Source organism: Enterococcus sp. BWB1-3 (assembly GCF_016745275.1).
Lineage (GTDB): Bacteria > Bacillota > Bacilli > Lactobacillales > Enterococcaceae > Enterococcus_L.
The window spans coordinates 1-14218 of sequence record NZ_JADOEP010000019.1 but is presented as its reverse complement, the minus strand read 5'-3'; the positions used below and the strand labels follow the sequence as shown (position 1 = coordinate 14218).

The 14218-nt window shown below is 38.1% G+C and carries 12 protein-coding genes and 2 pseudogenes; 5 read left to right on the top strand and 9 right to left on the bottom strand.

Going from position 1 to position 14218, the window contains the following annotated elements; all coding sequences use genetic code 11:
• Positions 1-157 precede the first annotated feature (157 nt).
• Positions 158-829 carry a GntR family transcriptional regulator gene (locus IW492_RS12710; protein ID WP_202068015.1) on the top strand — a complete coding sequence of 224 codons (672 nt, stop codon included), beginning with the start codon at positions 158-160 and terminating at the stop codon, positions 827-829.
• Positions 830-1037: 208 nt separating this feature from the next.
• Here the strand turns inward: IW492_RS12710 and IW492_RS12705 are convergent, their stop codons facing one another.
• The 6 genes from IW492_RS12705 to IW492_RS12680 all read right to left on the bottom strand — a co-directional run bounded on the left by IW492_RS12705 (position 1038) and on the right by IW492_RS12680 (position 7936).
• Positions 1038-2720 carry a ribonuclease J gene (locus IW492_RS12705; protein ID WP_202068014.1) on the bottom strand — a complete coding sequence of 561 codons (1683 nt, stop codon included), beginning with the start codon at positions 2718-2720 and terminating at the stop codon, positions 1038-1040.
• Between the two features lie 27 nt (positions 2721-2747).
• Positions 2748-3620, bottom strand: coding sequence for a 4-hydroxy-tetrahydrodipicolinate synthase (gene dapA / locus IW492_RS12700; protein WP_202068013.1), 873 nt, complete (start codon positions 3618-3620; stop codon positions 2748-2750).
• Between the two features lie 1070 nt (positions 3621-4690).
• Positions 4691-5743 carry an aspartate-semialdehyde dehydrogenase gene (locus IW492_RS12695; RefSeq protein WP_202068012.1) on the bottom strand — a complete coding sequence of 351 codons (1053 nt, stop codon included), beginning with the start codon at positions 5741-5743 and terminating at the stop codon, positions 4691-4693.
• Positions 5744-5971: 228 nt separating this feature from the next.
• The gene (locus tag IW492_RS12690; RefSeq protein WP_202068011.1) at positions 5972-6790 is read right to left on the bottom strand and encodes a ZIP family metal transporter; all 819 of its coding nucleotides are present in this window, start codon (positions 6788-6790) and stop codon (positions 5972-5974) included.
• A 250-nt stretch (positions 6791-7040) separates the two neighbouring features.
• On the bottom strand, positions 7041-7259 hold the full coding sequence (locus tag IW492_RS12685) for a hypothetical protein (protein WP_202068010.1): 219 nt from the start codon (positions 7257-7259) through the stop codon (positions 7041-7043).
• An 80-nt stretch (positions 7260-7339) separates the two neighbouring features.
• Positions 7340-7936 (bottom strand): alpha/beta hydrolase, encoded by a 597-nt coding sequence (locus IW492_RS12680; protein WP_202068009.1) that lies wholly within the window; start codon positions 7934-7936, stop codon positions 7340-7342.
• Between the two features lie 168 nt (positions 7937-8104).
• Here IW492_RS12680 and IW492_RS12675 point away from each other — a divergent pair, with 168 nt between their 5' ends.
• The 3 genes and pseudogenes from IW492_RS12675 to IW492_RS18110 all read left to right on the top strand — a co-directional run.
• Complete coding sequence (locus IW492_RS12675) at positions 8105-9418, top strand: putative DNA modification/repair radical SAM protein (protein WP_202068008.1); 1314 nt, start codon at positions 8105-8107, stop codon at positions 9416-9418.
• A complete protein-coding gene (locus IW492_RS12670) occupies positions 9408-10226 on the top strand; it encodes a TIGR03915 family putative DNA repair protein (RefSeq protein ID WP_202068007.1) in 819 nt (272 codons plus the stop codon). Before IW492_RS12675 ends, IW492_RS12670 begins: the two co-directional genes overlap by 11 nt.
• Before the next feature lie 122 nt (positions 10227-10348).
• Positions 10349-10468: pseudogene (locus tag IW492_RS18110) on the top strand (helix-turn-helix domain-containing protein); the annotation flags it as partial.
• A 353-nt stretch (positions 10469-10821) separates the two neighbouring features.
• Here the strand turns inward: IW492_RS18110 and IW492_RS18540 are convergent.
• Positions 10822-11526, bottom strand: coding sequence for a transposase (locus IW492_RS18540; RefSeq protein ID WP_202068006.1), 705 nt, complete (start codon positions 11524-11526; stop codon positions 10822-10824).
• A gap of 200 nt (positions 11527-11726) precedes the next feature.
• On the opposite strand from IW492_RS18540, the gene IW492_RS12660 reads away from it, so the two are divergent.
• Positions 11727-12434 carry a helix-turn-helix domain-containing protein gene (locus tag IW492_RS12660; protein WP_202068005.1) on the top strand — a complete coding sequence of 236 codons (708 nt, stop codon included), beginning with the start codon at positions 11727-11729 and terminating at the stop codon, positions 12432-12434.
• A 773-nt stretch (positions 12435-13207) separates the two neighbouring features.
• Here the strand turns inward: IW492_RS12660 and IW492_RS12655 are convergent.
• Positions 13208-13678, bottom strand: a complete 471-nt coding sequence (locus tag IW492_RS12655; protein ID WP_202068004.1) for a DUF2247 family protein — start codon at positions 13676-13678, stop codon at positions 13208-13210.
• A gap of 2 nt (positions 13679-13680) precedes the next feature.
• Positions 13681-14218: pseudogene (locus tag IW492_RS12650) on the bottom strand (hypothetical protein); the annotation flags it as partial.

Here is a 14218-nt window from a genome sequence, read left to right as displayed (position 1 = left end):
ACTGATATATTAGTATCTTACTATAAAATATCTAACTTATCAACCGATCGCCTTCTTTAATCAAAAAATAAATTTGCAACTTCGTATTTCTTTTGACATTATTTACGGTAAAATGAGATAGAATGATTTTCAATTAATCTAAAAATGAGGTAATTTCATGGAAAAAGCCAATAGCCAAACACGTGCATACGAACTGATTAAAGAGATGGTAATGAAAGCTGAGCTGAAACCCGGAAAAAAAATCTCGAAAAATGCTTTAGTAAAAAGCATCGGTATCGGCGATACACCTGTTCGAGAAGCAATTCTCCGTTTACAAAAAGAAGGGCTTTTTGTGGTCATTCCTCAAAGCGGAACCTATGTCTCACACATTGACTTGCAAGAAGTATCTGAAGCCCGCTTTGTGAGAGAAAACATAGAAACGACTGTCATGGAAGAAGTAGCAGCCGTCATAACGCCTGAACAAATCGAGCAGCTGGAACAAATGTTGAAAATTCAGCAAGTTTATTTTGAATCAAAAAATGTAGACCAGTATTTTCATTTAGATGAAGAGTTCCATCGTTTCTTTTATCAAATTACTAATAAAAATTTTGTATGGCAGTGGTTACAAATGTTGAATGGGGCATTAAATCGTTATCGCTTTTTACGTCTGGAGGTTAAAGACTTGAGTTGGGATAATATTTTAGAGGAGCATCAGCAAATTCTGGAATTGATTAAAAGAAAAGACAAGGTACAATTGCGCAAAACTGTAGAAGCCCATATCCATAAAGTCAATGATGATGCTGCAGCTGTAATCCAGGCTTTTCCTGACTATTTTGTCAGAAACCTCTAAGTTCCAAACGGCAGACCCAAACACCTATGAGAGTGCTCTTCCGCTTTGATTAGCTGCCTATGAAAAAATGTAGAAACAAACTAAAAAAGAAGATGGGTACAAAAATATGGCTGTGTGTTTAAGAGATACTTGCAAATTTACTTAGAAAAAATAAAAAAACAAGCCAAATGTTCGAGAATACTTCCTCACATTTGGCTCATTTCTATTCTTAATTATTTGCTTTTTTTCGTTGTGAAGCTTCCATAATAACAGGAAGAATAACTGGTCTGCGTTTTGTCTGTTCAAACAGATAGCGACTCAGCTGTTCGCGAATATCCTGTTTCAGCTTGCTCCATTCAAAGTCTTTACTATCAAGATGCTTTTCAACGATTTCTGTCACAATATTTCCGCTTTCCTGTATTAAATCCTTGCTGGTCTTCACATAAACAAACCCTCTGGACGTTATTTTTGCAGGAGAAACAATTTTCTTCTCACGACGATTAATGGTTACAACGACAACAAAGATTCCATCTTCTGAAAGGATGCGGCGATCTCTTAACACAATATTTCCGATATCTCCAACTCCCAGTCCGTCAATCATAATGTTGTCAGCAGTTGTTGATCCTGAAGCAGACATTTTTTTCTTCGCATACTCAAGAATATCCCCTCGTCCGGTAATAAAAATATTTTTATAAGGAATACCGATTTCATGCGCTAAATCTGCATGTGCAGCAAGCTGTCTGTACTCACCTTGAACCGGAATAAAGAATTTAGGTTTCATCAAGTTCAGCATTAACTGTAAATCATTTGAATTGCCGTGGCCGGAAACTCTCAGATTATCAGAAATCTGTTTTACAATTCCGCCAGCCCGATAAATAATATCTTCCGTCTTGGCTACCATTGTTTCCATCGCTGTAGTAGGAGTTGTTGTAATATAAACAAGATCTCCTTCTTTAATGTTAATTGAACGATGTGTGCCATTTGCCATCTTTTGAAGTGATTTTATAGGCTCGCCCATACGACCGGTTTCCAAAATCAGCAGCTCATCGTCAGAGTACTTTTTCATTTCTTTCAATGTGATAATCAGCTCATCACTTGGCAGCTTCACTTTATTCAAACGCATTGCAGTTCGAATGATCTTTTCTAAATCGATCCCAGTTAAAACCACTTTTCGGTTAGAACGATAAGCAGCATCCAAAACCTGTTGTACACGTTTCAAGTTACTGGCAACTGAAGCAACGATAATTCGACCTTCCCAGTAACGAATCGTATCGTACACTTCTTCTGCAACCTGCAGCTCAGAAGCAACCGGACTGGCATTTTCAGCATTAGATGAATCACTCAGCAATGCTAAAACACCCTCCTTACCAATTTCCGCCAATCTGCTGAAATCAGATTGATACATCGGTTCAGCCGTCTGATCAAATTTAAAATCTCCCGTGTAAACAATATTTCCTTCAGACGTTTTCACATTGATTCCGATAGAATCGGGAATCGTATGCGTCGTTTTGAAGAAGCTGATTGTCGCATGAGCAAAATCAATTTCAGTATCAGGATCAACAATATGAAAATCCTTGAAATCTTTTGATGAAGGATGATCTCCCACACTTAATTTTGCTAATTCCACAGTCAATTCTGTACCGAATACTGGTACCTGAACTTTTGATAAAAGGTATGGCAATGCACCGATTGCATCTGCGTGTCCATGAGTCAGGAACACACCTGAAACTCGCTCAATGTTTTCTTCCAAATAAGTAAAATCCGGAATAACCACATCAATTCCCAAAAGTTCATTTTCTGGATATTTCAATCCACAATCCAGCACAAAAATTTCATCTTCCACTTCAGCGATATACATGTTTTTTCCATTTTCGCGTACGCCGCCCAGCGGAATGATTCTTATTGTACTCACTCTTTTCACCTCTCTATTTCTGCTTGATTAAACATCAAGTATTTTCAAAATTTTTTCTTTCTCTTCAGAAGTACATGATACAAGAGGCAATCTCAAATCACCAACGGAAACACCCAAGTGATTTAATGTCATTTTTACAGGTGCCGGAGAAGGCACAGAGAACAATGCATCCATCTTCGGAAGCAGTTTTCTCTGAATGCTTGCTGCATTCTTAATATCTCCGCTTTCCAGAGAATAAAACATTTCATATATTTTATTTCCGAATATATGACTGGCAACAGAAATGACTCCCTGGCCACCCAAAGCTTTTGTTGAAAACGCCAGTGAATCTTCTCCTGTGTATACAAGAAAATCCTCTGGTGCCCGTTCAATCAGTTCGGTCAGCGCATCCAAACCAGCGCACTCTTTTACCGCAATAATATTATCAATTTCTGCCAATCTCAATGTCGTTTCCACATCCAAGCTGGCGACAGTTCTACCCGGCACATTATATAAAATAATCGGTAAATCACTGGCCTCAGCAATCATTTTAAAATGTTGGTAAAGTCCTTCTTGATTAGGCTTATTATAATACGGCACTACCGCCAAACCAGCATCGATTCCATCCATTTCTGCAATCTCTTTTACAAATTCAACAGAATCCCGTGTATCATTTGTACCTACACCGCAAATAATCGGTACTCGACCGTTTACCAATCGGATGACTTCGTTAAACAATTCAATTTCTTCATCATGTGTCAATGTTGGCGACTCTCCCGTTGTCCCCGCCAATATCAATCCTTCTGTATGTGTTCCCAGCAAATGCTCCACCAAAGCAGGCAGCTTACCAAAATCAATCTCTCCCGCCTCATTAAAGGGAGTAACCATTGCAGTAATTATTGACGCATTTGTTAATTCCATACACTTAACCTCCAACCATTCTTTTAAGTATTATATACATTGCATCTCAGAAAAATCCGTCTTTCTTCATTATTTAAAACAATAAAGAAAACTGCCGTCAAGAATTTAAAATGGTGTCCTTTCAAACAGACACGATCCCCTCTATCTTTCAGTTTATCACTCTACACTTTAAATTTCCTGTTTGAAGCGTTAAGGTTGTGACAGCTCTTTGCGTATCTCCAGTTACCAATGCTTTCTCAAGCAGGCGTATTTGTATCGAGAATCAAACAAGGTCCTTCACTTCTTAATGGCTTTGCCATTTAGAAATTGATGAGATCGAAACGAAGTCCTTCAATTCTTAGTGGCTTTGCCATTTAGAAATTGATGAGATCGAAACGAAGTGTAGTGTAGTGTAGTGAGACTCGTAGATACAAGGATTTCCCATTATTGCAGGAACAGCTAGCAGAATGGTATACACAGCTCTGATGAAGATAAATTTATCAGAATTTATTCCATGTACAAAGAGATAGCTGTATGCGAAACAACCATCTGATGAATGTGTAAACATTCATCCTTAAATAGGAGCTAACTAATCGCAGAGACAGGGTAGATATCATGCATCATCTATTCTGACAAGTCATTCGCAGTGATTTATGACAATAAGAAGGAATTCACGAAAATGACAAGAAAGCTGTTAAGCACTAAAAGCTTTGTATTGAGGATCTCAACGCAATGGGAGCCGTAGATACAATAAAACTAATTCAGTGCTCCTGCGATTACTCGTCGCAGTTAAGGGCATACGTATGCTCCTGCAATTTACTCTCTCAGTTAAAGGCAACATGTTCTTATACACCTTCCTACTTGGTGCTCCACAAATTTGAGGTAACCAAGCAGGTATTGTTTATCACTTATATAACCTAAACTGTGACGAGTGTCTCACAAGGAAACATCTATTTTATATAAAATAGTGACTCTCGATAATTTCGGCATATTGTCAAAGAAGCTGCTTTTGGAATACTGTCTATTCATTTTTTGACTCTGAGACATATTAATGTCACAGCCCTCACCTTCAAAACAAGCTACAGCATAATTTATACCCGAACCAAATCCATATCATGCAGTGTTTCTGCAATCTGAACGGAGTTCCATGCTGCACCCTTCAAGAGATTATCAGAAACTACCCATAAATGGAAGCCGTTCTCTACATCTACATCTTTACGAATTCTTCCGACAAACGTTTCCTTTTTATCAATACTTGTCAATGCCTGAGGATAAAGCTGTTGACTCGGATCATCCTGTAATACAACTCCCGGTGCATCAATCAGCAGATCTCTAATTTCTTTAACAGAAGCAGCTTTATCTACTTCTATATAAACAGACTCAGAATGTCCTGATAAAACAGGAATCCGCACACACGTAGCAGTTACTTTCAACGTATCATCTTCCATAATTTTTTTCGTTTCGTTGATCATTTTCCACTCTTCGTACGTGTAGTCATCCTCTGAAAAAACATCAATCTGCGGCAACGCATTAAAAGCAATCGGATAATGTTTCTTATCTCCGCCGCAAGGTAAAATATCAGCCTTCAGCTGATCAGCCGGAACTCCGTTAATATACTCAACCGCCTGACTTTTCAGTTCTTCCATTGCACTGATTCCAGCACCGCTGACTGCCTGGTAAGTAGAAACAAGAACACGATTTAGACCCACTGCCTGTCTGATTGGTTCAAGAGCCACCATCAGCTGAATCGTTGAACAGTTTGGATTAGCAATAATTCCTTTGTGATTTTTCAACGCAGCTTTATTCACTTCCGGAACAACGAGTGGAACATCCTGAGCCATTCTAAAATGACTGGTATTATCGATAACAACTGCCCCTCGTTTCACCGCTTCTGGGGCAAATACTTTAGAAATACCCCCGCCTGCACTAAACAATGCAATATCAACATCTTCAAATGATTCCGGAACCAATTCCTCAACGACCAGCGTTTTGTTATTAAAAGTCAGTTCTTTACCCGCAGAACGCTTTGAAGCTAATAATTTAACTCGTTTAATCGGTAATTTTGTCTGTTCCAGCATTTCAATCATTTTTGTTCCAACTGCTCCCGTTGCACCTACCACTGCAACAACATATGATTTTTCCATACTTACTTAATCCCCTCTCAATCTTACTGAAGAAAGTTGCTTTTTCTATTTTACCACAGGATAACGAATTACTACATAGGAAGTAATTCTATTTCTCATAATATTTTCGGTTAGTTTCTTCTGAATTTAAAGAAAAACAACAGCTGGCTCACGGGGATTACCCGAAACAATTCACCTACTGCCGTTTTCTATTCAGTCACTGCTCACTATCTATTTGTCTAGGTATAGTCAGCCCAGTGCCACATCAAGAATCATCATAATAATAAAACCGAGCATTACACCAAATACAGCGAAATGCCGCTTGCTGCTAAGTGTTTGCTGTGCTTCGGGAATCAGTTCCTCAACGACAACATAGATCATTGCCCCCGCAGCGAAAGCAAGTGCATAAGGGAGAAGCAAGCTCATTTTTGTAACAAGAACAGCTCCAACTACTCCGGCGATGGGTTCAACGATTCCTGATGCCTGTCCGTAAAGAAACGCTTTTGAACGGCTAAGCCCTTCCTGCCTTAACGGAATGGAAACCGCAGCTCCTTCCGGAAAATTTTGAATGCCGATTCCCAAGGCAACAGATACGGCCGCTAAAACGACTGCTCTTGGATTATCAGCTGATGATGCGGCACCAAAAGCAACGCCTACAGCCAGACCCTCTGGAATATTATGAAGTGTAATTGAAAAAACGAGTAGAATGGTCCGTTTCAGGTGACTGGGAAGTCCTTCTTTCTCGTGATTTGGCCCAAAATGCATATGGGGTAATGTTTTGTCTGCAATATATAAAAATACTCCGCCCATACCAAAGCCAAAGCTTACCACCAGCCAGGCAATACTGCCGTTTTCCTCAGCCCGTTCAATTGCCGGAGCCAACAAGGACCAGAAACTGGCTGCAATCATCACTCCTGAAGCGAACCCCAGCATTAAGTTTAAAACCTCTTTTTTTATGTCCTTGAAAAAAAATACCAGCGCTGATCCCAAAGCAGTCATAAAGTAAGTAAATCCAGTTCCACCCAAAGCCTGCTGCCATGGTTCAAGTGACACTAACCAATCAATCATTTTCATCCCTCTTTTTTTCAGTTACTGTTGCCTACATTCTACCATAGGCCTATTTTACAGTCTAGCTTATTTAATTTTTAGGATAACCTTAATATAAAAGTAAAGTTCATTTTTTTAATTTTTCAAGAATACATTATCCACCTTTTGAACATTCAAAAAAAGAACCCCAGCTTTCATTTGCCGCAGTTCTTTCAAAATATAATGAGAAGTTACAGTTTTATACAACTGATACTCGCTATTTACTATTTAACTATTTGTCATCATGTTTAGAGAATTTTTCCTTAATATCCTCAAAACCTTCTTTGATTTTGTCGCCAAATGATTCGGCACCTTCTTTGACATCATCCGCAGCATCACGGACTTTACTTTTTACATCGGCCAAACCGCTTTGGAGTTTCCCTTCTGCTTCTTTTCCTTTCCCTTCAACTTTGTCCTTTGCATCGTTTATACGTCCATTTAAATCTGCCATAATTGAAAACCTCCCATAAAATATAATTTTATTTACATTAACAGCATAACATCCCTAAAAATTTGCCACAAATAATCCGCTCATTCAAGATCTGCAAGCCATTTCTTTACTTGTTCCAGTTCCTTTACAGTAATCTGGTGCCCGGCTTCTGTATGGGCTTCAGTTATTTGAGTCCCTCTCGTTCCGAGCTGATTTTCCAGTGTTTTAAAAGCATCTAAAGACACAATTGGATCTTCCTCTCCATAGGAAAGAAAAACTTTTTTATCTTTTAATGGTTCTGTTCTGGAATCCACTCCCAGGGACATTGGATGGAGCAGAATCGCCTTATTTAGTTCTGTCTGTCTTTCTAAAAAAAGATGCCCAGCTATATTTGCTCCATTAGAATAGCCCAAAATAATCCACTCATCCATATTAATTCCCTGCTCATCGCTGATTGCTGTAATCTGTTCCAACAGATGATCTGTTTCCTTTTCTAAGCTTGGAATATCAAACTGATTCAGTCCATTTCTCTTAAAAAAACGATTCATTCCATTTTCATTAATTTCACCGCGAAAAGACAATATTGTGCTCTGTGGATCAAGGTGCTGTGCAATATCCACCATTGAATACTCATCTCCGCCTGTTCCATGGAGCAAAATAAACTTTCGACCGGTTCCTTTTTCAAAAAGATACTTCATTTATATCAACCTCCTTTAATTTAAAACACAAAAACTTACTTTTAGTAAGCAACCTTATTTTATCACTGCTTCGTCAAGTCAACAAATATTTTGTCTGATTTACTCTTTGACATTGAATACATCTCTTGTTAAAACAAGAACGTACGTTCGATAAAGGAGGCATTAATTATGGATCTCACCAGAAAAATAGAAATTTTAGCAGAATCCGCGAAATACGATGTATCTTGTGCCAGCAGCGGTGTCACTGAAAATACACGAACAGGAACAGTGGGAAGCACAGCAGCTGCCGGAATCTGCCATTCTTTTACCAGTGATGGCCGTTGTGTCTCCTTATTGAAGCTTCTATTTACAAATGCCTGTATTTTTGACTGCCATTACTGCATTAACCGCAAGTCCAATCAAATTCCGCGGGCAATGTTCACACCTCAGGAAGTAGCAGATTTAACGATGGATTTTTACATGAGAAATTATATTGAAGGACTTTTTTTAAGCTCGGCAATTATTAAAAATGTTGATTACACTTCCGAACTTTTAATAAAGACATTGAAAATTCTTCGCCATGAAAAAGGTTTTAAAGGATATATTCACGTAAAAGCAATTCCAGGTGCAGATGAGGCATTAATCGAAGAATTAGGTTATCTGGCAGATCGAATGAGTGTGAATGTGGAACTGCCCTCAAGAGAAAGCTTGAAGCTTCTCGCACCGGACAAAGATCCCTATGCGCTATACAAGCCTATGAAGCAGATTACTCAGAAAAAGAAGGAACTGGCAGCGTTGCCAGCTGTGAGACACAGCCCTGCATTTGTTCCTGGCGGGCAGTCAACCCAGATGATTATTGGCGCCTCACCTGAGACAGACCGTACCATTGTTAAAATTGCAGAAAATTTATATCATAAATACGAACTGAAGCGTGTGTATTATTCAGCGTATATCCCGGTAAATCAGGATAGCCTTTTGCCGGCAATAACTACTGATCCGCCCTTATTAAGAGAGCACAGGCTCTATCAGGCTGACTGGCTGATGCGTTTTTACAGCTTTACTGCAGATGAAATTCTGTCTCCTGAAAAGCCAAATTTCAATTTATATTTAGATCCAAAAGCCAACTGGGCAGTTCAAAATTATGATCGTTTTCCAGTGGATGTGCAGTCTGCCAGTTATGACGTATTACTGCGAATTCCGGGCATTGGTCCTAAAAGTGCACAAAATATCGTAAAAGCAAGAAAATACTATCGCCTTCATTTAACCGACTTAAAGAAATTAGGGGTAGTTGTCAAACGCGCCAAGTATTTTGTAAGCTGTAACGGTACCATTATGGATGGATTAATCAAAGAACCCGAATGGATCATTGCTTCGCTCGTTTCTACTCGTCAGTACAAAGCATTGAAACAGGCAAATACGCAAAGTGACCATGAACAGCTTTCTCTATTCGATGCTGAAAAGTTTCATCATACCAAAGAAAAGGAGCTTCTGTATGTCCATTGAAAGAACAACAGCGACATGGGAATATGATGGCAGCTTCGCAGGATTTCTGACAATTGTAGATCGAGCATTCAGGAAAAAACAGTTTCCAGGAATCATCTTGACGCCGGAAACTGCTATGGAAAGTCTTTTTATCAGTGATTGGATCGATACGAATGTCACACTCGCTGAAAAAATAGTCAACAGACTGCAGCAGCGTTTAACCTCTGAAAATTTTCGTTTTATTCACGATGGTTTTTACGCAACGATGGATAATAAAGAACTCCATCTTTTAGAAGCTTTGGCAATTGCTTTGGATACAAGAGATTCATTAAAAAATTTCATTGGACATCCTTCTGTACTGGCAATAGACAAGGGGTTAAAATCACTGTTTGGTGAAGTACATCTTTACACAGGATTTGTTCGTTTTGAATATGCAGGTGAGCTGCTTTTCAGTAAAATAACACCCAAACATTTTTCACTTCCATACATCTGTCCACATTTTGCGGAGCGATACCCGTTGGAAAGTATCATGATCTATGACACAACGCATCGACTGCTGGCTCTAATTGATAAGGGGACTATTTCATTTATTGAAAATACAGATTGTCCTGAATTTAACAATGCACAAACGAAAGAAGGCACAATTCAGAAACAATGGACGGCATTTCTGGAATCAGTAACCATTCAGGAAAGAGTAAATAAGAAAACCCAGATGAGTCACCTTCCTCTGCGCTTTCGGGAAAATATGGTTGAATTTTATCAAACTGATAAACTATCTTCCAAAAATAGCAGTGCTCTCTTTTGGAAGGATGCGAAAGAAAAACTGTAAAGCAACCTCATTCCTAGGATAGGGGTTACTTACACGGTTTATTTTACACTCTCGGTCAAAAAATCGGGCTATGATACACTTTTCTTGACTATCAGTTACATTACCGGAAGGAATGAACTCTATTGAGAAAAACATATAATCGTGAATTTAAACTAAAGATTTCACAGGATCTCCTTGAGAAGAAGGTAACTACCAAGAGAATATCTGAAGAATACAACATCTCTCGTCCAATAATTTCCCGATAGGTTTCAGAATATCGTCGAATCAAATCGTTTCATCGATCGATCAAATGAGAATTAATCGAACCCAACAAGCATAAAAGTAAAATAGAGATGAAGGTGTTAATCCAAGATTATTTAGAAGACTACTATCCAAACAAAAGAATCTATACAAAATTTATTGAATTATTCTGTTCAAGCCCACTAGAATATTTTTTGTTTATATTCCTAATATCATCAGCAATTTCATCCATATTATCAATTAAGTTTCTAGGAGGTTTATTGACATTAGCCCCACTGGCTTTCTTGGGGCGGGGAAGCACTTCTGTTAAAAATTAGCTAAAATGCTGTTATACCAACAGTTTAGCACACTTTTCTTAACACGCAATTTCTTCCTTCATTTTCGGTAAATTATACGCCGTTTTTCGCTTCATCATGCTGTAAATTATCTTGATTAATTTGCGCATAATACAAAGCAACGCCTGTATTTTCGTCTTACCTTCTGATACTTTCCGCTCGAAATAAGCTCGAAATACTGGATTTCGTGGTTCTTTCTTGTTCGTCATATAAATCTGTTGTATGGCGAGGAAGTACAACGTTGAATATAGCTTTCTATTCCCTTGTGACTTGTTCTGTACGTCTTTTCCTTTGCCCGCTGAGCTGAATCTCAACGGCGCCACTCCCGCATAATTTGCCAGTTTATCCGCAGTCGGAAATCGATGGATATCTCCAATATGAGCCACCAATGCACAGGCTGTAACGACATCTATCCCCGGCATTGTTTCTAACTGATAGTCGAGTTCTTGATACAGTTGTTTCTCTGTCTGCTCCAACTCCGCTATCTCTCGCTGATACGCTCTGATTTGCCTTGTAATACTCTTGATAATCGTATCTCGAGCAAATTGGTAGTCTCGCTCTTTCGTCGCCTCTTCTGCCACTAAACCAAGGATCTGTTTCGCTCGTTTCGTTGAACAGGCATTGTGACTTGGGATTCGCAGGAATCTTGCCAACTCTTCTACCGTTATCCCTTCCAAATACCTCGGCGATGGGTACCGCTCAAAGAAGGCTTTGGTCGTTGGCACTCATTGCTTGCGCTCCTGCCTTGCTGGCGTCGCGCGCATGGCACCACGACCAAACAACCAAAACAATCCCAAAGAGCAATTATCGATATTTGAATATTAACCTAAAAACAAATATAAGTCAACAGAATATTATCTTTTAATTTAATTTTATTTATGTTAGAATTAACCTTATTAATTAAAATACTAATCGAGGTGACATCATGTCCAATCATATCGGGGAAAATATCGTCATTATTCGCAAAAAGAAAAAAATTTCTCAAAAATCCCTTGCCAAAGCTGTTGGTATCACACCACAGAGTCTTTTAAAAATTGAAAAAGGACACGTAAATCCTAAATCTGAAACCCTTGAAAAGATTATGCAAGCATTGAATGTTTCCGCTAATGAACTTTACAGCAACGACGAAACTGATGACTTTAATAGTCAACTGCCTTTTGCACGAAATCTAAAACGCTTAAGAAACGAAGAACAGTTATCTCTTGATGAACTCGCTTCAAAAATAGGGATCTCTGTCACTCAACTATCTGGACTTGAGGATAGTAGTCAGCGACCTTCTCCAAATTTGTTAGAAAAAATAGCAGAAACACTTTCTGTTTCTAGTGACGAGTTAATGGAAAATGACCTTATCACAAAATCCCTTTTAGAGGTTGAATTGGAGCAATTCCTCCAGTATAGCCAGTATGTTATACAGGCTGCTATTGAAACAAAAAATCAAGGTGAACACATCAATATAGAAGAATACAACGTTGACACTGATACCTATTACACGAAAATCCTTACGAATGACGAACAAGCTAAAAATATTCTGCTGAAAGAATTTGAACGATTTAGCTTCAATGAGTTGTTAGAGCTGTACAACTATTATTCTGCCAAACAGATTATGAAAAAATATACGCCACCAACTGAATAACACTCTAATACAAGTAAATGGTTCACTTCGTCGATTTCATCGCCATTGACTTGTATTAGCGGGCATGTCCATTTATTAGTGCCCGAGGAACTCACAAAATAGCTAATACTTTGGCTAGTTCCTCGAGCTTTTTTAGCCTAGCATGCCTATCGTTTGCTTTAACATTAAAATATATTCTTCTAAATTCTTCTTTCTTTACCCTCAGAATCTAGCAAAATAGACTTTTAAAACCTCTAGACCTTTTTCTTACTTCGCAACTCTAATAACTGCTTTTCCATTCTTTGCATGGTTTGGCTAAAATCCAAATAAAACAACATAAAGACTTGTGAACAGGCATAGTATTTTCTAGCAATTTGTTGTTTGTTGACGGGTCTATTTTCATCCTCGAAAAACTTTTCTAGCACAGGTAATACTTCTTGCCATGATTGAAGTTGTTCCTATACATCACAAAGTGCGTAAATATCTTGATGACTGATTTCTTTGATTGGTTGCTTATTTTCTGTTTGAATCATTTTTTCACTCCTTTAATTTTTGATACACGAAAAAACGGTATCAGTGGTCGTTTTCTCACTAATACCGTTTCAATAGTCTACAACTTAACTGATTGTACTTCAAATAAACAGTCGAAAAGACTAGAAAAGTCCTTTGAAGTTTTGTACAATAAATGCAGCTAGCTTTTGTTTGCTATTGGCAACTTGATTAGTGAGCATATTTCTTACTAGTCAAGGCTCTATTTTCTCGATTCCCGTCGAGCGATAGAGTGCCTTTTTTATTTAGTTTTCAAATTTTTCCTCAAAATTAGTTAAATATTCTTGCCAAGATTCTTCCATACTTTTTCCATCTACTGAAGGCATATATCCAATAAATCCAGCCATGTCTTCTGGATAATCAAAATCAGCATAGATTTCTTCAACTTTTTCGTTAAAATCTTCATAATTAGATTTTTTAGCATATAATTCTTTCAAAATGAAGTATCTCCATTTATCTTGTATCATGCTATCTTCTTCACTATCTTCTAAATTAATCAATTCATAAATATATGGTAAAATATCTTCATATTCATCAGCTATCGCTATTTTTAAAACCCAATCAAATCCTAGTATGCCTTCCTCAAGAACACGTGTAGCATAATTTATAACATCACTTCGGTCAATTATTTTGTTCTCCATCCCAGATAGTATTTCTTGCCAGCTCCAGTTAGTTTTTGTTTGAGAAAAACTAAAAAAATCATACTTGTCACTCAAATTTAATATCCTCCTTTAGGAACTTTTTGATTTGGAAAACCTGTTATTTTGCCACCTTCAATAAATCTTTGATGAGTTATTTTTCCCGTTGGATCTAAAATATATTCATATATGCCATCTAGTCCATTAAAATCTCCATTTGTTTGAAGTATAGAGTAAGATTTATTATCGCTACCAGTAAAACTCGTAACTCTTCCTTTTGCAAGTTGTTCTTCTGTTATGAAACTTGCAGCTCTATGGCTGGGGTCATCTTTCAATCCACTACCAATTCTGTCAGCATTAGGTATTTCTTTAGAAGCATACTCTCCTTTTAGATTTTCAAATTGAGATAAGTCTTTAGCAGTTGTTTCAGCCCCACTGGCTTTCTTACCAGCACTTGCCGCTTCATCCCCATGCTTGCTGGCGCTTATCGCTAAATCATCGCCATATCTGGCTGCATCATCAAGATAACTCGATGGGATACCTGCCAGCTCCAGCATTTCCTCACTATATTTCCCCAACATTTCCGAAAACTCATCCCCGTACTTTCGCATCAGGTCT

Coding starts and splice junctions, on each gene's coding strand:
- IW492_RS12710 (WP_202068015.1), top strand. CDS start 158: ATGGAAAAAGCCAATAGCCAAACACGTGCATACGAACTGATTAAAGAG.
- dapA (WP_202068013.1), bottom strand. CDS start 3,620: ATGGAATTAACAAATGCGTCAATAATTACTGCAATGGTTACTCCCTTT.
- IW492_RS12695 (WP_202068012.1), bottom strand. CDS start 5,743: ATGGAAAAATCATATGTTGTTGCAGTGGTAGGTGCAACGGGAGCAGTT.
- IW492_RS12690 (WP_202068011.1), bottom strand. CDS start 6,790: ATGATTGATTGGTTAGTGTCACTTGAACCATGGCAGCAGGCTTTGGGT.
- IW492_RS12685 (WP_202068010.1), bottom strand. CDS start 7,259: ATGGCAGATTTAAATGGACGTATAAACGATGCAAAGGACAAAGTTGAA.
- IW492_RS12680 (WP_202068009.1), bottom strand. CDS start 7,936: ATGAAGTATCTTTTTGAAAAAGGAACCGGTCGAAAGTTTATTTTGCTC.
- IW492_RS12675 (WP_202068008.1), top strand. CDS start 8,105: ATGGATCTCACCAGAAAAATAGAAATTTTAGCAGAATCCGCGAAATAC.
- IW492_RS12670 (WP_202068007.1), top strand. CDS start 9,408: ATGTCCATTGAAAGAACAACAGCGACATGGGAATATGATGGCAGCTTC.
- IW492_RS12660 (WP_202068005.1), top strand. CDS start 11,727: ATGTCCAATCATATCGGGGAAAATATCGTCATTATTCGCAAAAAGAAA.